This window comes from Chryseobacterium sp. POL2 (assembly GCF_011058315.1).
GTDB lineage: Bacteria > Bacteroidota > Bacteroidia > Flavobacteriales > Weeksellaceae > Soonwooa.
The window spans coordinates 837,987-862,065 of record NZ_CP049298.1; the positions used below are offsets into that span (position 1 = coordinate 837,987).

A 24,079-nucleotide genomic window follows, 5' to 3' on the forward strand; every position below is an offset into this window, starting at 1 on the left:
TTATGGAACAGAAAATACATCAGGGAAGAAACGTGAAACGCTTTAGAGAAATGCTGGGCATCAAACAGGAAGCTTTAGCTTTTGACTTGGGCGAAGACTGGACTCAAAAGAAAATATCGTTGTTGGAGCAAAAGGACATTATAGAAGATGATCTTTTAAAAGCCATTTCTAATGCCCTGAAAATTCCAGTAGAGGCTTTTCAGAATTTTGATGAACAACAAGCAATTAATATAATTTCAAACACCGTCAATAATAATGACAATGCTAATGGTAATTCACTATTCAGCTACTATCCAACAATTAATCCAATTGAAAAATTGGTTGCTTTGCATGACGAAAAAATCGCTCTATACGAAAGAATGCTAAAAGAGAAGGATGAGATGATGGCGCGGCTGGAGAAGTTTATTAATAAATAAAATATAGATCTTAAAGACAATCCCCTTATAGTATTAAAGGCTCAACAGTATGTTGGGCCTTTTATTTTATAAAGCTATACGAATTAATATTTATTTAAAAGCTGTCGGCAGATACAGACTCGTTAAAATAAGATTCTGAGGTTAAAGAGACATCATTAATTTTTTGTCAGTATTTATCCACAAAGACATTTAAATACGGAAAACCGTAATTAAACTCATTAAACTTTTCACTATTTTTGAAAGATTAGTATTTTGTAAAAATATGGCGAAAAAGCTACCAACGAAAAGCACCGAAGAAATCCTTTGGGATGCAGCAAATAAATTACGTGGTTCGATCGAACCATCCGAATATAAACACGTGGTATTGAGTTTAATCTTCTTGAAATTTGCAAGTGATAAATTCATCAAACGTAGAGAAGAATTAAAAGCAGAAGGTAAAGAAGCCTTCTTAGAAATACCCGAATTTTATCAGGCAGAAAATGTATTCTATTTGCCTGAAGAATCTCGTTGGACGTACATTATCGAGAATGCCAAACAAGAAGACATTACCTTAAAAGTAGATACAGCACTTAAAACCATAGAACGTACCAACAAATCATTAGAAGGTGCGTTACCCGATAACTATTTCTCTCGATTGGGATTGGATCAATCCAAGTTTTCGGCTTTATTGGATACCATCAACAACATCGATACGCTTCGTGATGAAGCCCAGGATATTGTAGGACGTGTGTACGAATATTTCTTGAGCAAATTTGCCATTGCCGAAGGAAAAGGGAAAGGTGAATTCTATACGCCGAAGTCGATTGTAAACTTAATAGCCGAAATGATTGAACCGTACAAAGGTAAAATCTATGACCCTTCTTGTGGTTCTGGTGGTATGTTTGTGCAGTCGTTGAAGTTTATAGAGAAACACCAAGAAAACAAAAAAGACATTTCCATTTACGGACAAGAGTTAACGAATACCACGTTTAAACTGGCTAAAATGAACTTAGCCATTCGTGGGATTTCTGCCAATCTAGGAAATAAAGCCGCCGATACATTTAGTGACGATCAGCACAAAGAACTGAAAGCCGATTACATCATGGCGAATCCGCCGTTCAACTTAAAAGATTGGCGCGCTGAAAACGAATTAACAGACGATCCACGTTGGACCGGTTACGAAGTGCCTCCAAAATCCAATGCCAATTATGCGTGGATTTTGAATATGATTTCTAAATTGTCGCAAAACGGTGTCGCTGGTTTTATCTTAGCCAATGGAGCCCTTTCGGGTGGTGGTGAAGAATACAAAATCCGTAAACAAATTATAGAAAACGACTTGGTAGAAGCGATTGTGATTTTACCAAGAGCGATGTTTTACTCTACAGATATTTCGGTAACACTTTGGATTTTGAACCGAAATAAAAAAGAACGCACTGAAGTAAGGGCGAATTGCGATTCGCCCCGACATTATCGTAACCGCGAAGGTGAAGTGTTGTTTATGGATTTACGCCAAAAAGGTGAACCTTTTGAAAAGAAATTCATTCAATTTGCTGAACAAGATATTGAGCAAATTGCAGCAACGTATCACAACTGGCAGACATATAAAAGCGAAAGTAAGGGAAATAAAAGTATGGGCGAAAGTAAGGGCGAATTGCAATTCGCCCCAACCGTCCCAACCGCCCCGACCTACCAAAATATACCCGCATATTGTTACTCTGCCACTTTAGAAGAGATTCGTAAAAAGGATTATTCGTTGGTACCAAGTAAATACATTGAGTTTGTCAACCGTGACGAAAATATCGACTACGATACCCAAATGCAAGCCTTGCAAACCGAATTGAAAGACTTGTTTCAGCAAGAAGAAGCCTTAAAACAAGAAGTAGCTAACGTTTTTAAAGCTTTGGGGTATGAGTTATAAGATTCTTGGAGATTATATCAGAAAAGTTGATAACAAGAATAGAGACATGAAAGTACTTAACCTTCAAGGATTGAGTATGACTAAAGAATTTAGAAAATCAACTTCTAATATTGTTGGAACTGATCTTTCAAAATATAAAATCGTAAAGCAAGGACAATTTTGTTGCGATTTTATGTCTGTTATTCGAGTTCATAAATTACCAGTTGTCTTAAATAATTTAGGAGAAGATGTCATTATTTCTCCAGCTTATGTTGTATTTGAAGTGATAGACGAAAATCTTTTACTACCAGAATATTTAATGCTATGGTTTAGAAGAACTGAATTTGATCGTTATGCAGATTTTAGATGCGATAGTTCTATTCGTGGTGGTTTTCAATGGGAAGAATTATGTGAAGTAGAATTACCCGTTCCATCCATCGAAAAACAACGCGAAATTGTAGCCCAATACCAAGCGGTAGAAAACAAAATAAAAGTCAACGAACAAATCTGCGAGCAATTAGAAGCTACTGCGCAAACCTTATACAAACAATGGTTTGTTGATTTTGAATTTCCTGTAACGGACACTGAGGCTCTCGAAGTGTCCGATGGTGTGGCTTCGAGTGCCTCAGCCACCGGTTATAAATCCTCTGGCGGTGCGATGGTGTACAACCAAGAATTAGAAAAAGAAATTCCTGAGGGCTGGGAGGTTGGATTATTATCCGATTTAATTACGGTTAAATATGGTAAAGATTATAAACATCTGAGTAAAGGAGATATACCATTATATGGATCTGGAGGAATAATGAGTTATGTAAATGAAGTTCTTTACAATAAGCCTTCAGTTTTAATACCTAGGAAAGGTTCTTTAAATAATATTCTTTATGTAAAAACACCATTTTGGTCAGTTGATACAATGTTTTATACAATACCTAAAATAGATAATACATTAATTTATGTTTTTAATGTACTTTCTAAGATGGATTTTAATTCTTTAAATGTTGGTTCTGCTGTTCCAAGTATGACTACTGAATATTTGAATAGTATGCAGATTTTAATACCTGAAAATAATGTTTTAAAAGCGTTTGACTTCGAATTAAATCAACTGGAAGATTATAAAATATCGGTTAACACCCAAAACCAAAAACTCACACGACTTCAATCGTTGTTGTTAAGTCGTTTGGCGAGGTTGGAGGGGTAAACTAAAACTAAACTACTATAAACTTAAGAAACACAAATGGGAAAAGAAATTTGTATTAGCGAAGTATATATTAAACAATTTGTAGAAGGCTTACGACCAGAAGATCACGAGATACGCAAACAATTAGATTATGGGTATTCTTGGGAAAAGAATACTGCTATTTTATATACAATTCGTCCATTTTGGAATAATCCGAATGAGTTAATTCAGTCCGATTTTGCAAAAATACGATTTACGAAAACCACCAATTCTTGGTCCTTGTATTGGATGCGAGCTTCAGGTAAATGGGAGTTGTACGAGCCACACCCAATTGCTAATAATTTACAAGATTTATTAGCGATTATAAAAGAAGATCAGTTCAATTGCTTCTTTGGGTAAAAATACAAAACACTCCCAACTTCAATCGTTGTTGTTAAGCCGATTGGCTAGGTTGGAGAGGGTAACTTAAAAATACTAATAACCAAAGGAAACACTATAAATTATGTCACATGTAAGAATCCAAAGTATATCAATAGAAAATTACCGTTCATTTGGAGATATTCAGGAATTTTCTTTTCCTAATTCTGATTATCGTAAGCCAATTTCTATTATAGGCTATAATAATGCTGGAAAAAGTAATTTATTGAATGCTATTTTATATGGAATTGGTGAAAAATTTATATCAGACAAATCATTTGAAATTGTAGATCAACATAATTTACAGATTGATAATCATATTCATATTAATACTTCGATAGATGGAAGTGATTATGCACCAAACAATAGATTTGGAAGACAATCTATAGCTGGTAATTATCATATATTTACAAGTATAGAAAATGATGAATTGAGAAGTAAATGTGAGCCATCTTTTTTTGGGAAAGGAAAACATTACAATATATTTTATATTAATTTTCATAATATTAAAGAAGAAATTTCTACTCAAAAAACAAGTTGGGGAAATCTTAAATCGTTTCTAGCTAAGCATATACAAAAGTTAGTAGATGCTGACAATACGATGAAAGCTAAAAAAGATGTTTTTGAAAATGAAGTTAAAGATGCAACGGATAAAGTTTTAGATAATTCTCAGTTAAAACAATTTATTGAAACTATACAAAAAAATTACCATCAAAACCTTAGAAATAACAGTTGCGCTGTTGATTTTGGTTTGCCTAGTTATGAGGATATATTTCTAAAAATGATGTTTAAAGTTGGTTTAAATGGTAATTCCGAGAATCTAATTCCTATTGATCATTTTGGAGATGGCTTTATTTCTATGTTTGTTATGGCAGTTATACAAGCAATTGCGGAAACTAATATCGATGATAGATGTTTGTTTTTATTTGAAGAGCCGGAGAGTTTCTTACACGAAAATCATCAAGAGTATTTTTATAAGATGGTTTTATGTACTCTTGCTGAAAAAGGTCATCAAGTAATATATACTACACACTCAGACAGAATGATTGATGCTTTTGATACAAAAGGTATTATCAGATTAGATACTGACGAAAATAATCAAACAATTAAAGCTTATAATAATATTGGAAATTTTGTAGATCCGCTTTTAGGGTTAAACCCTGCTGATTTTGATGAGCCAATTAATGTAGCACGATTTAACGAATATATCAAAACGGTTGAACCTAATCTTAATAGAATGCTTTTCAGTAAAAAAGTAATTCTTGTAGAAGGGCCTAATGATGTTTTAGTTTATAAAGAAGTAATAAGGAGAAAAGTACTAGAAGCTATTGCTACAAGAGATAATATAATTGATAAATCTAAATTTGCGGATACTTATTTAAATTTTGAAAATATATCATTTGTTTGTCATCATGGAAAGGCAACAGCCTTATACATTGTTGAATTGTGTAAACATTTTCAGATAGATTATTTCTTAATTAATGATTGGGATTTTGATTTAGCAGATATTTCTATCGCCCAAATTAGAGGGTTTGCAGATTTAAACGCATTGCAAACCGATCCTATTTATACAGGTGGTGATACTACTAAAAAAGGAATGCTGACAACAAATAGAAAATTAATTGAAAGTACTGAAAAAGAAAGAATTCATTTTAATGTTAAAAAGCTCGAAACAGTAATTGGCTATAATAGTGTAGATAAAAGTGGTTTGAAAATATGGAATCATATTAATAATCCAGGTTTTATAATTACGGATAATTTGTTTCCTGAAAATTTGGCTCTGTTTGTAGGGATAAATAATTTAACACATGTTAATCCATTACAAAACATACAAGTTGAATTAAATGATGATTTGCCATTTTAAAACATGAAACATACCAAAACTCAATTAGAACAAGCTTTTATAAGCCTTTTGGTGATAGAGGAGTAATCAAATTTTTTGAAACAGTGGGCGAAGTTAGTAAGGACGTAGATAGTAAGGACGAATTGCAATTCGCCCCAACAAAAAACTATCAGTATATTATACTTTTAAATAGCTAAGCTATGAAACAATACAACCCAAATAAACACCATCGCAGATCGATACGTTTGGTTGGCTATGATTATAGCCAAGCGGGATTGTATTTTGTTACTTTAGTTTGTCAAGATAGAGCGCAATTGTTTGGTGATATAAAAGATGGTATCATGTATTTGAATGAATTTGGGCAAATTGCTGCCGGTGAGTGGTTGCATACGCAGGAAGTGCGAAATAATGTTGTATTGCACGAATTTGTAGTAATGCCTAATCATATCCATGGTATTATAGAAATACTATATCCTAAAGAATCCAGCAATATTGTCGGCGCTTTTAAATCGCCATCCCAAACCATAGGTGCAATCATCAGAGGCTATAAAATAGCTACAATAAAACGAATAAAAGAACTAGGAAAACGAACAAAAGATAGTAAGGGCGAATACAGTAAGGGCGAAGATAGTAAGGGCGAAAGTAAGGGCGAAAGTAAGGGCGAATTGCAATTCGCCCCAACCGCCCCAACGAGGGGAATCATAAAATCCTTAGATTATAAGATCTGGCAACGTAACTACTATGAACATATCATAAGAGATGAAAAGGCTTATATCAATATCAGTAATTACATTATTGAAAATCCTCTTAATTGGGAGGAAGACCAATTGAATACACCATGAAATACACCGAATCACAACTAGAACAAGCTTTTATCAGTCGTTTGAATAAAAAAATACAGAAGTAAATTACGCTATTTTGTAACAAATTTTCACTAAATTTGTTACAAAACATAAAGATATTAACAAGTGAAATCCTCTAAAAATCAAATAGAAACAAAGGTTTTAAAATCATCATTAGGCGAAGTATTTTTCGCTGAAGATTTCTATACGTATGGTTCACCAGGTAATATCCGTTTAACGCTTTTTCGTTTGGTTAATGAAGGCATATTAGAACGTTTGGCTCAAGGCATTTATCTAAAACCCAAAAGAGATCCGTTGTTAGGTACCCTTTATCCTACTACGGAAGAAATAGCCAAGCAAATAGCACAACGCGACAAAGCACGTATTGCCCCAACGGGTGTATTCGCTTTGTATTTGTTGGGGCTAACCACACAAGTTCCTCTAAAAGCGGTGTATCTGTCCGATGGTTCACAAAGAGAAATTAAAATAGGAAACCGCACCATTCAATTCAAAAAAACAGTTCCTAAAAGTTTTGCCATAAAAGATGAATTATTACATCTCATCGTACAAGCCTTTAAAGAAGTGGGACAAAAAGAAGTAACCACTGATTTTTTAAAAAAAATAAAACCCTCTATACTTCAGCTTGATGACCAAGTGGTACAAAAACAATTAAAATATGCTCCAGTTTGGATTCAGAAACAGATAAATAACCTTTATACAACTTCCCAAAATGTGGATTAATCTTTCTACTGAACAAAAAATACAAGTATTAGAACAAACAGGTATTGCCAAAGGTTTACCTGCTTTTGTGATTGAAAAAGATTGGTGGGTTTGCATATTATTAAGGGCTATTTTTCAATCAAAATACGCAGATTCCATTATTTTTAAGGGAGGTACCTCTTTAAGTAAAGCCTATCATTTAATAGATCGTTTTTCGGAAGATATTGATTTAATTATTGATCGGCATTTGTTAGGATTTGACATTCTTGATTCAGGTTCAAAAATAAAAAAATTGCGTAAAGCCTCAGGTTCCTTTATCATTAATGAATTTAGACAAGAATTGATGCATCAATTACAGCAAATGGGGATTTCAAAAGAAGATTATGAAATACAATATAACGAGCACGTAGACGATACAAGTGATCCCAATACATTAGAAATTCATTATCACTCTGTTGTACCCGTCAGCAATGTCTACATTCAACAGCGTGTTTTGTTAGAAATGGGAGCAAGATCTTTAACAGAACCAGCAGAAACAAAACCAATCATCTCATTTATAGACGAGAACTATAAGGGTTTACCTTTTGCAGAAGAAACTTTTAATGTACAGGTGGTTGTTCCTACACGTACTTTTATAGAAAAGACTTTATTACTTCATGAAGAATTTTCGAAACCTATTGATAAAATCAGAACCGATAGATTAACACGTCATTTTTATGATTTAGATAAAATGATGACAGCTGGTTATGGGGAACAAGCCATTGAAGATGACGAACTATTCCAAACCATCGTTGAGCATCGTAAAAACGTTAATCCATTAAGAGGTTTAGATTATTCAAATCATCAAAAAGGAAAACTAAGCATTATTCCACCCGATGAAGTGATTTCAAAATGGGAAGAAGATTATAAAACGATGCAAGAAAATATGATTGTTGGAGAAAGTTTATCTTGGGATGAACTTTTACAAAGATTGAAAAATATCGAAAATGCTTTCAATCAAATTTAAGATTCATAATTATAAAATAGTAGCCTGATTTCAGGTCATGTTACAAAATGTCAAAAATTGTAACACGTTATTTTTTCATGTTACAAAAAGTCGAAAATTGTAACACGTTCTACTATTTCAATTACAAAAGCCAAAAAAACACAACTTGAAAAAGTTATTATGAAATACACCGAATCACAATTAGAACAAGCATTTATAAGCCTTTTGGAAACAATTAATAATAAGACAGAAAATTAAAACGTCCGTTATTTAATACGTTTTAATTATATTTGTATGAAATAACGCACATTTATGAAGAAGCAACTTGTTTTACCTAGATATAAAAACGCCTTGGGACAAATGGGAGAGCAAATTAAACTTGCTCGTAAACGTCGCAAATTAACGGCGGTGCAAGTCGCAGAAAGGGCAGATATTTCGCGTTCTACCTTAAGTTTAATAGAGAAAGGAGAACCTAGTGTGGCGATGGGGGCTTATTTTAATGTACTTCGTGTCTTAGGCTTACAAGATGATTTTTTAAAGTTAGCTGCTGACGATACGTTCGGGAGAAAATTACAAGATTTAGACTTATTATAAGATGGCTGTACAAAAAACAGATATTTATGTGTATGCAGATTGGCTGGGGCTAGAAGGTCCTCTGCTCATGGGCATTTTATCAGCCCATCAAGCCAAGGGGCGTAAAGCGTTCAGCTTTTCGTACGATAAGCAATGGCTTAAGTCTGGTCACCAATATCAGTTAGATCCCGATTTACATCTATACACAGGGCCACAATTTGCCAACGAAAAAGAAAATTTTGGTCTTTTTTTGGACAGTATGCCTGATACTTGGGGACGTACCTTAATGAAAAGACGTGAAGCCCAAATGGCCAAACTAAAAGGTGAAAAAGCAAAAACGCTATACGATATCGACTTCTTGTTGGGTGTATATGATGATACGCGAATGGGCGCCTTGCGTTTTAAACTAGATCCAAATGACGATTTTTTAGATAACGATACAGAAAAAGCGACACCACCTTGGTCTACTGCGCGAGAGTTACAACAAGCTGTCGTTCATTACGAAAATGACATTGACAATGAAGCCATGAGCAAATGGTTGCAACTATTAATCGCACCTGGTTCTTCTTTGGGAGGAGCACGTCCGAAAGCGAATATTTTAGATGAGAACAAGCATCCTTGGATCGCTAAATTTCCATCTAAAAATGATACAATAGATAAAGCGGCTTGGGAATATTTAGCGTATCAATTAGCGATACAATCCGGTATAACTATGGCCGAATGTAAAATAGAGAAGATTAAGGGATCGTATCATACTTTTTTTACCAAACGTTTTGATCGTGTAGGTACTCATCGAATTCATTTTGCATCTGCGATGACCATGACTGGTAATAATGAAGAAACCATCAAACATCAGCCGGCCAGTTATTTAGATTTAGTGGAGTTTATCCAAACTAAGGGAACTCATATCAAAGAGAATTTAGCGCAATTGTGGAGAAGAATCATTTTTAATATTGCCATATCCAATACCGACGACCATTTACGAAATCATGGGTTTATTTTAACGAAAGAGGGTTGGATTTTATCACCTGCTTATGATTTGAATCCATCGATAGATAAAGACGGTTTGGCGTTGAATGTAGACATGGATAATAATGCCTTAGATTTTGATTTAGCGAAAAGTGTCGGTGAATATTTTCGATTGACACCCAAAGAAATGGATCAGATAATTGAAGAAGTGACCGCTGTCGTTAAAAATTGGCAAGCGATTGCAAAACAAATTGGCATTCCACGAGCAGAACAAGAATTAATGGCAAGTGCATTTTATACATAATGTTTGAATGATATTTCACAAAAACTAAAAAACTGAACTTTAAAAAGTGACCATGAAATACACCGAATCACAATTAGAACAAGCTTTTATCAGCCTTTTGGAAACAGAAGGCTATCACTATATTAACGGAAAAGAGTTAACAAGAACATCTAATCAAGACGTTTTATTGAAAGATGATTTACGTTCTTTTCTTTTAAACCGTTATCCTGATTTAGAAGAAATTGAGTTGGAAAGTTTGGTGAACGAAATCGCCTTTCAATCGGCTTCTAATTTGTATGATTCCAATAAATACATCTGTAAATTATTGGCAGATGGTTTGATTTTTAAACGCAACGATCCATCAAAAAAAGATTTACATATTCGTTATATCGATATTGAAAATATCAGAAACAACAACTTCAAAATTGTTAATCAATTAGAAATTCAAGGTTCGGAATTGCGTATTCCTGACTTGATTTTGTATATCAACGGAATTCCTGTCGTGGTTTTTGAATTTAAAACTGCTATTAAGGAAGAAATTAGCATTCATGATGCGTTTAAACAATTAACGATTCGCTACCGCAGAGATATTCCCGAACTAATGAAATACAATGTGTTTTGTGTAATTTCGGATGGCGTGAATAACAAAGCAGGAACGGTATTTTCACCTTACGAATTTTATTACGGTTGGAATAAAATTACAGGCGATGAGAAAAAAGCATTATCAGGAATCGAAACCACAACATCAATCGTTCACGGAATGCTGAATCAAAACAGATTGGTAGACATTATTCACAATTTTGTTTTATTTCCTGATAATTCAAAACACGAATTGAAGATTTTGACTCGTTATCCGCAGTATTATGCTTCAAATAAATTGTATCAAAATATCTTGAAACATCGCAAACCCGAAGGCGACGGAAAAGGGGGAACTTATTTTGGTGCAACAGGTTGTGGGAAAAGTTATACGATGTTGTATTTATCACGTTTGTTGATGCGTTCTACAGAGTTTTCTAGTCCTACCATTATCATTATTTCAGATCGTACAGATTTAGACGATCAGCTATCCAAAGATTTCACCAATGCGAAGAAATTTATTGGCGATGAAAACATCATTAACATTGAATCAAGAGCCGATTTAAGAGAGCGTTTACGTGGAATTGAAAGTGGAGGCGTTTATTTAACAACGGTTCAGAAATTTGCTGAGGATGCTGAAATTTTATCTGATCGTACCAACATCATTTGTATTTCAGATGAAGCCCATCGTTCGCAAGTCAATTTAGACTTAAAAGTAAAAATTGACGAAGAAAAAGGTGTAACAAAATCGTACGGTTTTGCTAAATATTTACACGATTCTTTGCCTAATGCCACTTATGTAGGCTTTACAGGAACTCCTATTGACAAGACTTTAGAGGTTTTTGGCGATGTCGTGGATCAATACACCATGTTTGAATCGGTAAATGATGAAATCACCGTTCGTTTGGTGTATGAAGGTCGAGCTGCAAAAGTGAATTTAGATTACAATAAAGTTCAAGAAATTGAATCCTATTACGAAAATGCCGTAGCAGAAGGCGCATCAGAATATCATGTAGAAGCCAGTCAGAAAGCCATTGCCAATATGGAAGTGGTTTTGGGTGATAAAGATCGCATCAAAGCCATTGCAGAAGATTTTATCGAACATTATGAAAATCGTGTAGCAGAAAATGCAACCGTTGCAGGTAAAGTGATGTTTGTTTGTGCTTCTCGTGGCATTGCGTATAAGTTGTATCAGACCATTATTAATCACCTGGGTGCTAGAAGCTCCAGCTTCGAGCAAAACAATAACGCCCAACAATCCAGCTTCGAGCAAGGCCAATCTATAGATCCTACTAATTATGCACAATACTTCACAAAATCGTTTGGACTTCCAGAAGAATGGCATACAAGAAACCTTCCACATCGAAATAAAAAAGAACTCATACAATTTATAACTTTTCGACTAGCAGACAGCTTACCTCAAAACACCCTAAAACAAATTGAGCAAGAAATAAAACATCTATCAGACAAAGAAAAGGATATAGAAAAAAGAAAAAAGCACGAATATTGGTTAGACAAAGGCCTAGGATCTTGTGCATTATCTAAACTAGAAATGGCAACAAAGGTTAAGGAAGCATTTCTGTATCATGACGGTACAAAATATGATTTACTAGCTTGGTCCATTATGCCTAACCACGTTCATCTATTAATCAAAACAAAAGAAGACCTTCCTAAAATCATTCAATCATTAAAATCCTATATTGGAAAATGGGCATTACAGCATAATGAAGAATACAATTTAGGATTAGATAAAGAAGCAACACAATTTTGGATGCCAGAGTATTGGGATAGATTTATACGAGATGAAGCACATTTTAACGCCACTATTCAATATATTTTAAACAATCCCGCAAAAGCAAAACTACCTAAAGATCATATTGCGTATAAATTCACGGGAGTTGGAGACGGTTTAGAAGCGGAAGCTAATCGAATGAAGCAGGAGCTTCATTCGGCCCAGGAGATTTATTCAACCCAAAAGCTACATGCATCTCAAATTAAAATGGTAATGACCCGTAATAAAGACGATGAAAAGGAATTATGGGACTTGTTAGGTACTAAAGAGGATAGAAAAGAATTAGAGAGACAGTTTAAAGACATTGAATCTAATTTCAAAATTGCTATTGTAGTAGATATGTGGTTAACAGGATTTGACGTACCTTTCTTGGATACAATTTACATTGATAAACCTTTACAAACGCATAATTTAATCCAAACCATTTCTCGTGTTAATCGTAAATACCAAGGAAAAGACAGAGGTTTGGTTGTTGATTATATTGGCATTAAAAAGAATTTGAATCACGCTTTGGGGTTATTTAATAATCAAACAGCAGAGGACGATTTTGAAGACATTGCACAAGCCGAAATCATTGTACGTGATCAAATGGATTTGTTGCGACAATTTTTGCATCGATTTGATACAAAAGATTATTATGAAGGCAATCCTGTTGAACGTTTACAATGTTTAAATAAAGCTTCTGAATTGGTTTTAAAGACCGAAGAATCAGAGAAGTTCTTTGTGAATATAACGAAGAAATTAAAATCGGCTTATAATTTAGTCAGTGGTTCAGAATTGTTTACACCTAAGGAAGTCGATGAAATTCATTTCTATTTTGCCGTGAAATCCATTGTGGTAAAATTGACTAAAGGCGAAGCACCTGATACCGCTCAAATGAATGCAAAAGTGGCTAAATTGGTAGAGGAAGCCATCATCTCGGAAGGAGTTGAAGAAATATTTAAGCTCGATGATAATAAAGCCAATGCGATTGATTTATTCAACGATAAATTCATTGAGAAGATTTCTAATCTCGAATTACCGAATACCAAAATTAAAATCTTAGAACGTTTACTAAAACAAACCATCAACGATTTTAAAAAGGTAAACAAAGTAAAAGGACAAGATTTTTCAGAACGTTTACAATCCATCATCAACCGTTACAACGAACGTAGCGAAGGTGATATTTTAGATTATGAAGGCATTCAGTTTGATACAGCAGAACAAATGTTGGACTTAATTATCAAACTTCGTGTTGAAATGGATTCGTTCCAAGATTTAGGTATCGATTATGAAGAAAAAGCTTTTTATGATATTTTGGACATGATTTGCAAACAATACGGCTTTGAATTCGATAACGACAAAATGCTAGAGCTTGCTCGTGAAATAAAAATAATTGTAGAAAATACAGCCAAATATCCCGATTGGAGCGACCGTGATGATATTAAAGCACAACTTAAGATGGATATTATCGTTAAACTTCATCAATATGGTTATCCACCAATTACACAAGATGATGTGTACAAAAATGTATTGGAACAAGCGGAGAATTTTAAGAAGAATAGGAATTAGATAGTGTCTTCGACGAACTCGAGACACCGGTATACGAGAAGCTCGGGTAATAAAGGGAAGTTTTTATTTTCGATGTAATGATTAAAGTTTTTTTTAAGAAGGTCATAATCATTAAAGTCGCGCCCACCAATAATTCCCATATCTATAAGCTCAATTTTAACGCAAAAATATCGATGGCTATAGACAAAATAGGACTTTTAAAAAATAGCTTTGAACTACAAGAAAAATTAGAAGAGAAAGAAAAATTATAGACAGAATCTTTAGAAAGAATTTCAAAATAATATCAGTTTTTTTTTCATTTGTTCCTTTATTTCTGAAAGTAAAAACATACAATAATAGCGGTGGAATATAAACGCCTGAACTTTTAGATTTATCAATTTGCGTATTCATAACCTTTTTGTTCAATACATTGATATAGAGGTTTTTACAATAAATTATAATGCAAAAAAAGCAGAGGGTGAAAAAGAATAAGAGGGTTAAATAATTTAGCAAATCAACATCAATCTCAACTCACCGTGATTTTCTTTTGGCGCGCGATGTACACATGCTAAAACAGCTTGGTCGGGATGGTCAACGGCTAATCTCCAAAGATGTCCCAATCCTAAATTAACAGGCTGTGCATTGGGTTTGGGTTGATAATGCAAATCGAAGAAATTATCTTTTAAGAAAGTTTCAAAATCCACATCAGAACCCTCATGTAAATCTTTCAGTTTCTCACGAATTTCTGGAATCAGAATTTTTTGTTCCACTTCATCATTCGGAATAATATCGCTGGGAGCTCCAAAATAGGTGCATAAATAAGTATCCATTAAAACTGGGGAACGGTCCACATGAAAGGAATAAACATCAGTAGAAATAAAATTGAACTCGTTGTCTCTTTCGTAAGATTTCAATAAATTAAGGGAAGGTTGTGCTCCAAAATCGGTTAACAACTTTAAATCATTCAAAATAATTTCTCTTGCAGTATTTCCTTTTTCCGATAGCTCTAATTGCCATAAATCAGTTTGGGTAACTTCAGTAATATTTTCCTTGAGTTCTAACTTAGAAACAATTTCTTCAAAATCTCCATCCAAATTTCTTTCCCAACAAAGCGCATTATTTTCTCCCTGAAATGCCGTGTTCACCAAATCAGAAAAAGAAAAAACGGTTTTAATTTGATGGTAATCTGAAAACTTATTTTTCATAAGGTGTAAAATTACCATATTTTACGTTTAAATAAAGTTCTAGATTAAATTTTCAGTTTTAAGTAGCATCAAAAAAATAATTCCAACATCTTTCAACATTGGAATTTTTTCTTTAAAATTTTAGTTGATGAATTGAACTAAAGGATTAGTTGAATTCGATTCTATTTTAAGCTTCTACTGTCGCCGAAGATCCTTTTCTAAACGTGAATTTGCCGTAGATGTGTCTTCTTGCAAAACGGCTAGGAGAATCGGAGTTGATCATCTTGATATAAAGATTTCTAGAAATCCCCATATATTCGTAGGTTACACCGTTTGTGTGAATAATGTACAGAATTTGCTTTTCCAGATAAAAATCTTGTATGATAGAATTGGTAATGGTTTCGGTATATTCTTCCAGATTTTTATCGTGGGTTTCTGGGTTGATGCTTACTAAATAATGATAGGCTTCAATAATATATTTACTGCTTTCTTCAGCAGCCAACTTCCCTACTTCATCATCAACAAATTTATCAGGATGCGTGTCTTTCATGGCATTTCTGTAAATCGTTTTTAGATCCTTTAGCGATGCCTCTTTATCAACACCTAATAATTTTCTGAATTCGTTAATTTTTTTCATACTTTCATTATCTCTAAGCGGCTGCAAAGATAGTCTAAATTACTGATTTGCAAACACTTTATTTTTCCTTCGGTAAAGTATATCAAGTTTCTATAGAGAATATGCTATTTATAGCCTACAAATCTAATTGGAATTCCAGTCCATTGGATCTAAGCTGTTAGGTTGTTTTTTGTTTGGTTTAAACCTAAAAAAAGACCTAATAAATAGGTCTTTCAATATGATTTTAATTCTTGATATTAATAAATTGTGGGATACTTTGCGGGATTAACTTCGTTAAACATAGCATAAATCTTTTCTACCATGTCATCTGTAGATGGTTTTGAAAAATAGTCGCCATCCGTTGCATAAGCAGGTCTGTGGTTCTCCGCGGAAATACAAAGTGGTGCAGAATCCAAATATCGGAATCCATTTTGTTTTTCCAGAACTTGTTGAAGAATAAAGGCCGAAGTTCCACCTTCCACATCCTCGTCTATTACCACAAGGCGATTGGTCTTTTTAAGACTTTCTGCAATGTCGCCAGATAAGTCAAACGGAATTAAAGATTGGATGTCCACAACTTCCGCAGAAATGCCTAGTTTTTCCAATTCTTTAGCAGCTTCCATCACAATTCTCCAAGTAGAACCATAGGTAACCAAAGTGACATCGCTACCCTCTTTTGTTACTTCTATTTTCCCAACAGGCACTGTGAATTCGCCTAAGTTATCTGGTTGTTTTTCTTTAAGACGATATCCATTAAGACACTCAACAATCAAAGCGGGCTCATCGGCTTGCAACATTGTATTGTAGAAACCTGCAGCTCTTGTTAAATCTCTTGGTACCAAAACGTTAATTCCTTTTACGAGATTGATGATTCCTGCCATTGGCGATCCAGAATGCCAAATGCCTTCTAGTCTGTGTCCACGCGTTCTGATGATAACTGGTGCTTTTTGCCCACCTTTGGTACGGTATTGCACCGTCGCAAGATCATCGCTCATACCTTGTAAACAATATAGAATATAATCTAAATATTGGATTTCTGCAATTGGACGAAGTCCACGCATAGCCAACCCAATACCTTGTCCCAAAATTGTTGCTTCGCGAATACCTGTATCGGCAATTCTAAGGGCGCCATATTTTTCCTGAAGTCCTTCCAAGCCTTGGTTAACATCACCAATGTTTCCAGAGTCTTCACCGAAAATCATGGCTTGAGGGTATTTTTCGAAAATTTTATCAAAATTATTACGAACCACCATTCTACCATCGACCATTTCGGAAGCATCAGAATATATTGGTTTAACCTCTTGGATATTGGTTGCTTTCCATTGAGATTGAGAATATAAGTGAGACGAATAATTATCTTTCTCAATATTAAATAAAGCCTCGTATTGCGATTGTAATGTTTGTCTTTCAGAAGAATTAGTTCCGCGCGTTGCCAATAAAGCCTGACGCATAAGGTGGAAGATGTCTTTTTTCCCAACACTAACCAAAGCTTTGAACTTTGTAATAGCATCAGAAATATCTGCATTTTGAGCTAAAGCTTCTACCAATGGTAAGGCTTTATTTTTGAGCTCTGTAATTGTATTTTGGTAGGCTTCCCAAGCTTTCTTTTGACCATCTTTCACTTCTTTTTTAGCATCAGAATCTATTTGGTCAAGTTCTTCTTTGGTTGCGATAATTTGGACATCGCCACCCTCCTCAAATTGGAATGAATACGTCTCTATCCACTCACGGAATTTTGATATACAATCGAACTCTGCTTCAAAATTAAGACGTTCTTCATTTTTGTAACGCTCATGAGATCCCGACGTTGAATGTCCTTGTGGCTGTGTTACTTCGATAACGTGGACAACAACGGGTACGCTTTCTTCTCTTGCAAAATGTTCTGCTTTGGCATAAGCATCCATCAATGCGGGATAATCCCAAGCTTTAACCTGGATAATTTCGCAGCCTTGTTTTTCATCATTTTGTCTTTGGAAACCAGACAACATTTCCGAAATATTGGCTTTAGCTCTTTGATTTTTTGTTGGCACCGAAATCCCATAGCCGTCATCCCAGATGGAAACAATCATCGGCACTTGCAAAGCGCAAGCTGCATTAAGAGTTTCCCAAAAATGACCTTCTGCTGTGGATGCATCGCCAATGGTCCCGAAAGCAACTTCTTTCCCATTGTTTGAGAATTTCTCAACACCATCGAATTTTATTTCTTTATAAAACGTTGAAGCTTGAGCTAAGCCCAACAATCTTGGCATTTGCCCTGCTGTAGGAGAAATGTCCGAAGATATGTTTTTCATCTTCGTAAGATCTTTCCAAGTGCCATCTTCGTTGATGGTTCTTGTAGCGTAGTGACCATTCATCTGGCGACCGCCAGACGCAGGCTCTCTATCAACATTGGTATCTGCATAAAGTTGTGCAAAAAAGCTTTCTACAGACAAGGCACCGATTGCCATCGCAAAAGTCTGATCTCTATAATAGCCCGAGCGGAAGTCTCCATCACGGAAAACATGCGCCATTGCCAATTGTGGGAGCTCTTTCCCATCGCCGAAAATTCCGAATTTGGCTTTACCTGTCAATACTTCTCTCCTGCCTAGATAACTCATCTCACGAGAAAGTCTCGCTAATTTGTAATTGGCTAGGATTTCTTTTTTAAAATCCTGAAAAGAAAGCTCTTCTGTATCTATGAAAGTCTCTTGCATCTTTATACATTTTCTACAAATATAATATTTTTAATTAAATGCGAAAACAATATTTTTATGTTATTAATTTTTTTCGATTTTACTATTTTTAGTTTTATTACAAGTACATTTAGCAACAATAAGCATTGAAAATTATTAATTTAATAAAATATTTAAAAATTAATTAAATCTTAATAAGTTTTAATAAAACAAAAAATCCTAAGTAAAAACTCAGGATTTTCAGTGTGATATATTAAGCTTCGAAAGGCTCAACTTTTAGAATTTCAATTTTTCTTTCGCCGCTTGGGAAAGGATAATCGATAACATCTCCAACTTTGTAACCAACAGTTGCCAAAGCGATTTCTGAAAGAATTGAGTGTTTGTTTTTCTTTACTTTTGCTTTTGTAGTAGGTACCAAAATATAATCTTGCTCTGTATTGTCTTGATGGTCTTTGATGGTGATAACTCTGTTAACCGTTACAACATCTTTCGGCAAATCGCGACGAAGAACTTGTTTTGCATGTTTCAGTTGTTCTAAAAGAAGTGTTTCTTCTTGTTTTGTTACTCTTTTTCTTCTGACGTGATCTTTGATGGCATCATAAATTCCGGTTGTTACTACGATAGGTTCTAACATATTTTTAAATTTTAATTTTTTTTTATTCAATGTTATTATTTTAAAAACCGGATATACCAAATTCTACTATAATGTAGCATACGTTTTTACATCGAATAAATTTTGAATAATTGAGAAATTGTTCACCAAATACCCCTGTCCCGGCTAACGACAGGGTCTAGAGGACAAACTCTTTAGAACTTTGTAGGAATATATCATCACGCAAATATGACAAAGAACCTATAAGTCTTTGGCAATGGATAGTTTGATATTGAAATCTATACTTTATCATATTTCGCGAGAATTTTACGAATTTACGATTTTAAAATCCTAAAACCAAACTTTAGCTTTCGTAATTAGTTTTAAAAAAAAAATAAAGTCCCTAGAAACTATTGTTCTTCGGGACTTTATAAAAGCACAAATTATTTAATTAAATAACTATTTTAAAATTTTTCGCAAACCATGGTGTAGTTAACATTGCCCCCACCTGCGTTTCTGGTTACAAAGCTAACACGATATATATTGTTATCGCCGGGATAGCTGATGTAATATTCATCCAAAGTATTGTTATTAAAAGCTACAGCATCCGACCCAATATCAACCCATGCATTGGCTGTTGTTAGGTTAACAGATTGGTTTGACTTGAAGCTTCTATTAGTCGCATCAAAAGAGGATGTTGTCCCGTCTTTTTTTCTTATTCTGTTATAATAAACTGTCAAGTTAGCTGTGGGTGCTGTGACCAATCTCAATTGTGGCATAACTGGCGTGTTGTATCTAAACTCAAATTTACCGCAAGGCACAATGGTAGTGGGGTCTGGTCCTGTTTTTGAAGCTGTAAATTTTTTGTTTACCACATACAAAGTTTCCATCGCATCCATAACATCTTGTCTTGTCCAATAGTCTATATTACCATTAGCATCTTTTACAAGCACTTTGTCGTATAATGGGTCTGCCGCTTTGTCTTCTAGTAGCCGCACTCTAAGATCACCATTAACATCTAATGTTCTTGTAGGCGTAGTCGTGTTGATCCCGACTTGAGCATTTGCCGTGATACACAAACTGAATATTAATAATCCTGATATTTTTTTATAAAGCATCTTGCAAGTAGAATTTTTCACAGATTAAACCAAAAGTAGTTATAGTTGACGTATTATTAAAACGACTTAGCGTAATACGGTAAAGATTAGCTTGTTTTGGCAAAACTAAGGTGTAGATACCTATTGTACTATTACCAAAATCATTATCATCTAGATTTCGAAATTTATTGTAATAGGTTGCACCTGTAGGAGTTGTTGTTTGGAAGTTAACACCTGTTTTATCAGCGTAAGAGTATGCAGTCCCGGCAAACTTTTTTATGCCGTAAGACAGATTAAAACTATTAACCTCGTTACTTGTAAAAACGTCTGTTGTTTTTAGCTTAAATTCAGCTTTAAGACCATTAAAACGCACAACAATATCGCCACAGCTACACTCTTTACTAATATCGGCTGCGGTTGCATTGTATATAGAACGTGCAACCTCCATATTATTTTTATTGGATTGCTGCAAGGATTTGAGATCGATATAGTCAACATTTCCATTTTGACGATTGGCAGCCAGTAGAAAGTCTGTACCAGGAGTATTTGACTTGTCAACCATGTCAGTCACGCGCAAATTTCCATTAATATCCAATGTTCTTGTAGGGCTTGATGTATCTATCCCGACGTTTTGGGCGGGTACTAAACCTATTGTTCCCAAAAGAAACATACTTAATAAACTCTTTTTCATAAATTAAAATTTTTCACACGCTGATACGAAATCATAGCTATTAGAAGTATGTCCCACTTTATAAATTGTCAATCTATAGATATCTTGATCGCCTGGATATTGGAAGGTCATCACATTTTGCTCATACAATGCAAGATTGGAACTTTTAAACTCCTGTGGGGTATTATAATTGCTCGTTGTAAAACTAAAGGGTGTATCGGTACCATTCGTACTATTTGTACCTTGATAAAATTGAAAGCCATTGCCATTCCAATTTTGCTCCATATTCATATAAATGCTTACCGTGCTTGCTGGCTGCTCATTTAGGCCAAACATAATATTAGAAGAGGTAGTTTCATTGAAAACAAAGAAAAATTTTCCACATTTAAGCTTTTTTGTAACTATTCCACTGGTGCTATCGTTGTTATAGATTTCACTATAACTTTCTTTATCTACGGCACCAATTCCTCCACTGGGCAAAAAAACTTTTCTGTTGGCGTAATCAACATTTCCATCTGGATCACTAACCAATATTCTTTCAAAGGCGGCATCTTCTGATGCATTTTTTAGATTGACAACTTTTAGATTTCCTTGCACGTGTAAGCTTCTAGTAGGATCTGGAGTATTAATTCCCACTTGCGCAAAAGTGTTAAAAAAATAAAAAAACTTGTGCTTACAAGTATTTTCTTCATGATTTGTTATTACTATTTATTTCCTAATTAAAAACAAATCTTTTTTCGCGTTATCTGTGTTTTCACAAATATAAAAAAATATCACGTCATTAAGAGTATTTCAATTTACAGAAAACAGAATTTAACAATAAGTAAATATAAAAAAGCATCCAAAGAAAAACAAAATATAAGCATTAATACACTGAACAACAAACTACTAAAATTACATTTCGTCAATGTTAGATAATTTGATTTGTAAGCTTTTACGGCTTTTCATTTTCGGGAAAACAATAATTAAAAATTTTATCTTTAAAAGAAAATAAACTTAAGAATCTATTATTTAAATTTGTAGTCAAATAATAAAAATAACTATTTATATTTTTTAATTATTTAATATATTATAGAATTTAATAAGAATACATAAATTTAAACGATTATTAAATAAATTAAAAACAATTACAAAAAACAGCACTTAGACCTCTTTTTATTTAAAAAAATAACAATGCACAGCATACTCATTTTCATAATAATTATCCTTGCCATAATCATTGGAATCTTAATTGGTGGAATTGTTACCTATTATTTTGTTAAACAAAAAACAAAAAGAGATTGCCAGCTTACAAAATAGTTCGCTTAACACAGAAAATAGTTTTCCATTAAAAAAAATGCCTCAGAAAAATCAGTTTTAATCCAGAAAAACAAGAAATTTTTGTAGAAACAAAATGCTGCGAGGATCTTAGTTTCATGTCTGTGGAAACAAAAGTCAAGATCATACAAAAGCTCGAAAAGTTTGAAGAAAGTGGACTTTTTACTAATAAAAATCTATCTCTTCCCTATCTGGAAGCACATTTGGAAACCAATACAAAATACCTTTCACGCGTTATCAAAAACTATAAAAACACCGATTTTAACGCCTATATTAATAAATTTAGAATCGATTATATCTTAAGAAAACTCAATGATAATAAGGATTTTCGCCATTTCAAAATCACTACTTTGGCCGAAGAAGCGGGCTATGCGTCACACAGCAAATTTGCTGCGATTTTTAAACAAATTGTAGGCATTTCGCCTTCGACATACGTTCAACATTAGAGATTGGAAAAATTTCGAGAAATATTCCCAATATAGATTTTGAAGAACCCAACTTGGTCGTATAAGCTATTAATTCTCAAAAACCCGTAACAACGCGGCTTGTTGCATCACATCATATTTGCTATTGATGAGATTGTAGTTCGCTTGTAACCAATTGTTGCGGACCACAAAAAAATTATACGCATCAATCAAACCTTCGCGGTATTTTTCTTCGGAACGATCGAAAGACAACTTCTGATTTTCAAAATTTTCTTGTAACAAACGATTTCTTTCGGAAGCATTAAGATATTGTTCCGCAATGATATTCAGCACTTTATACAATTCTGTTAATCGTTTTTGATTTTCAAGATGGATGTTGAGTTGATCCAGTTTGGCTATTTCAACATTATTTTTCACTTGGAATTGTTGAAAAACAGGAATATTAAAACCCAAATAAACTTGTTGGTTTTTGTTTTGTGAAAACTGATTAGAAAAGGATTCTGAAATTAAATTAGCATTAAGCGTTTTACTGTAAAATGTTGACCATTGGTATTGTCCAGAAATCGTGGGAAGATAATTCGACTTTGCCATTTTAATCTTTTGAACAGCAATTTCAGCATTTTTTTGATTTTCTAAATAAATAGGATTTCTCTTGATAAGCTCCTCAATCATTTCGTTTTTAGAAGTCCAAGACAAAAGAGAAAGCGCTTCGTCTGGCATCACAAAATCCACAGAATCTTGATTAATATTTAAAGCTGCCAAAAGATTAATTTTTGCCAAATTGTTGTCATTTTGCGCGGAAATCCATTGCTCCTGGATGGTTCCAAAATTGGCTTTAATATCGTAAACATCGCTTTTTGCACGGTTTCCGATTTCCACTTCTTTTTCTGTTCTTATGATTTGCTCTTTCATTCCCGCCACTTGAGGCTCAAGAACTTCCAGCCAGGATTTGCTTTTCTGATACTGAAAAAACAAATTGATAATCGATAATTGAAGATGGTTTTGAGCTGTTTTCACACGAAATTCCGAACCTTCTTTATTGAGTTTTGAAAGTCCAATATGGAGGTAATTTTTCCAAGAAAAAACATCCAGATTGGCTTGTGCAAAAAACTGATCGTATTGCACATTCGTGGCTTCACGAGCGTTGTTGGACGGATTAATTGTCGAACCAAAACTGTAACTATGACCAACTCCCATACCCACCGAAGGAAGTAATTTTCCGTTGGCTTTATTTTTTTCATGGATGCTTTTGTTAACTTCCAACAACGACTGCTGCACATCAGGATTATTTTTCAATGCATAATCCAAACATTCCTGCAAATTCCAGGATTGCTGCGCCGGAAGCCAATTAATGATGAATAAAAAAACTAACTTTTTCATTGTTTAGATGCTATAAATTCCTTTTTTTCTGCAATTCGGAATTTTGGATTTTAATATTTTGATGATAATGTCGCGAGATTTCTTGCACCTCGGAATGACAAATTGTTTTTTCTAGTTGTTGGTTATT

General features: G+C 34.0%; 20 protein-coding genes. 12 read left to right on the forward strand and 8 right to left on the reverse strand.

Going from position 1 to position 24,079, the window contains the following annotated elements; genetic code table 11:
* Positions 1-2 precede the first annotated feature (2 nt).
* The 11 genes from G6R40_RS03965 to G6R40_RS15105 all read left to right on the forward strand — a co-directional run bounded on the left by G6R40_RS03965 (position 3) and on the right by G6R40_RS15105 (position 14,020).
* Positions 3-416 (forward strand): helix-turn-helix domain-containing protein, encoded by a 414-nt coding sequence (locus G6R40_RS03965; protein ID WP_165131836.1) that lies wholly within the window; start codon positions 3-5, stop codon positions 414-416.
* A gap of 262 nt (positions 417-678) precedes the next feature.
* A complete protein-coding gene (locus G6R40_RS03970; RefSeq protein WP_165131839.1) occupies positions 679-2,313 on the forward strand; it encodes a type I restriction-modification system subunit M in 1,635 nt (544 codons plus the stop codon).
* On the forward strand, positions 2,303-3,490 hold the full coding sequence (locus tag G6R40_RS03975) for a restriction endonuclease subunit S (protein WP_165131842.1): 1,188 nt from the start codon (positions 2,303-2,305) through the stop codon (positions 3,488-3,490). Before G6R40_RS03970 ends, G6R40_RS03975 begins: the two co-directional genes overlap by 11 nt.
* Before the next feature lie 36 nt (positions 3,491-3,526).
* Entirely contained in the window at positions 3,527-3,868 is a 342-nt protein-coding gene (locus G6R40_RS03980) for a DUF3024 domain-containing protein (protein ID WP_165131845.1), read from the forward strand.
* Between the two features lie 103 nt (positions 3,869-3,971).
* Positions 3,972-5,750, forward strand: coding sequence for an ATP-dependent nuclease (locus G6R40_RS03985; RefSeq protein ID WP_165131848.1), 1,779 nt, complete (start codon positions 3,972-3,974; stop codon positions 5,748-5,750).
* 179 nt (positions 5,751-5,929) lie between these two features.
* A complete protein-coding gene (locus G6R40_RS03990) occupies positions 5,930-6,571 on the forward strand; it encodes a transposase (protein ID WP_165131851.1) in 642 nt (213 codons plus the stop codon).
* A 126-nt stretch (positions 6,572-6,697) separates the two neighbouring features.
* A complete protein-coding gene (locus G6R40_RS03995; RefSeq protein ID WP_165131854.1) occupies positions 6,698-7,312 on the forward strand; it encodes a DUF6088 family protein in 615 nt (204 codons plus the stop codon).
* Complete coding sequence (locus tag G6R40_RS04000) at positions 7,302-8,297, forward strand: nucleotidyl transferase AbiEii/AbiGii toxin family protein (RefSeq protein ID WP_165131857.1); 996 nt, start codon at positions 7,302-7,304, stop codon at positions 8,295-8,297. Before G6R40_RS03995 ends, G6R40_RS04000 begins: the two co-directional genes overlap by 11 nt.
* A gap of 291 nt (positions 8,298-8,588) precedes the next feature.
* A complete protein-coding gene (locus tag G6R40_RS04005; protein ID WP_165131860.1) occupies positions 8,589-8,870 on the forward strand; it encodes a helix-turn-helix domain-containing protein in 282 nt (93 codons plus the stop codon).
* A gap of 1 nt (position 8,871) precedes the next feature.
* Positions 8,872-10,122: a type II toxin-antitoxin system HipA family toxin gene (locus tag G6R40_RS04010; RefSeq protein ID WP_165131863.1), complete on the forward strand. Its 1,251-nt coding sequence runs from the start codon at positions 8,872-8,874 to the stop codon at positions 10,120-10,122.
* 52 nt (positions 10,123-10,174) lie between these two features.
* Entirely contained in the window at positions 10,175-14,020 is a 3,846-nt protein-coding gene (locus G6R40_RS15105) for an HsdR family type I site-specific deoxyribonuclease (RefSeq protein WP_228455911.1), read from the forward strand.
* 485 nt (positions 14,021-14,505) lie between these two features.
* Here the strand turns inward: G6R40_RS15105 and G6R40_RS04030 are convergent, their stop codons facing one another.
* The 7 genes from G6R40_RS04030 to G6R40_RS04060 all read right to left on the reverse strand — a co-directional run bounded on the left by G6R40_RS04030 (position 14,506) and on the right by G6R40_RS04060 (position 21,466).
* A complete protein-coding gene (locus G6R40_RS04030) occupies positions 14,506-15,204 on the reverse strand; it encodes a DUF1826 domain-containing protein (protein WP_165131866.1) in 699 nt (232 codons plus the stop codon).
* Between the two features lie 166 nt (positions 15,205-15,370).
* A complete protein-coding gene (locus G6R40_RS04035; protein WP_165131869.1) occupies positions 15,371-15,820 on the reverse strand; it encodes a KTSC domain-containing protein in 450 nt (149 codons plus the stop codon).
* 236 nt (positions 15,821-16,056) lie between these two features.
* A complete protein-coding gene (locus G6R40_RS04040; RefSeq protein ID WP_165131872.1) occupies positions 16,057-18,492 on the reverse strand; it encodes a thiamine pyrophosphate-dependent enzyme in 2,436 nt (811 codons plus the stop codon).
* 232 nt (positions 18,493-18,724) lie between these two features.
* On the reverse strand, positions 18,725-19,105 hold the full coding sequence (locus G6R40_RS04045) for a GreA/GreB family elongation factor (RefSeq protein ID WP_165131875.1): 381 nt from the start codon (positions 19,103-19,105) through the stop codon (positions 18,725-18,727).
* 422 nt (positions 19,106-19,527) lie between these two features.
* Positions 19,528-20,181, reverse strand: coding sequence for a hypothetical protein (locus G6R40_RS04050; RefSeq protein WP_165131878.1), 654 nt, complete (start codon positions 20,179-20,181; stop codon positions 19,528-19,530).
* Complete coding sequence (locus G6R40_RS04055; protein ID WP_165131881.1) at positions 20,171-20,851, reverse strand: hypothetical protein; 681 nt, start codon at positions 20,849-20,851, stop codon at positions 20,171-20,173. The genes G6R40_RS04050 and G6R40_RS04055 overlap by 11 nt, the downstream gene beginning before the upstream one ends.
* Positions 20,852-20,854: 3 nt before the next feature.
* Entirely contained in the window at positions 20,855-21,466 is a 612-nt protein-coding gene (locus G6R40_RS04060; RefSeq protein ID WP_165131884.1) for a hypothetical protein, read from the reverse strand.
* A gap of 779 nt (positions 21,467-22,245) precedes the next feature.
* On the opposite strand from G6R40_RS04060, the gene G6R40_RS04065 reads away from it, so the two are divergent.
* The gene (locus G6R40_RS04065) at positions 22,246-22,593 is read left to right on the forward strand and encodes a helix-turn-helix domain-containing protein (protein ID WP_228455913.1); all 348 of its coding nucleotides are present in this window, start codon (positions 22,246-22,248) and stop codon (positions 22,591-22,593) included.
* Between the two features lie 69 nt (positions 22,594-22,662).
* On the opposite strand, the gene G6R40_RS04070 is transcribed toward G6R40_RS04065, so the two are convergent.
* Positions 22,663-23,952, reverse strand: a complete 1,290-nt coding sequence (locus G6R40_RS04070; protein ID WP_165131890.1) for a TolC family protein — start codon at positions 23,950-23,952, stop codon at positions 22,663-22,665.
* Positions 23,953-24,079: the final 127 nt, after the last annotated feature.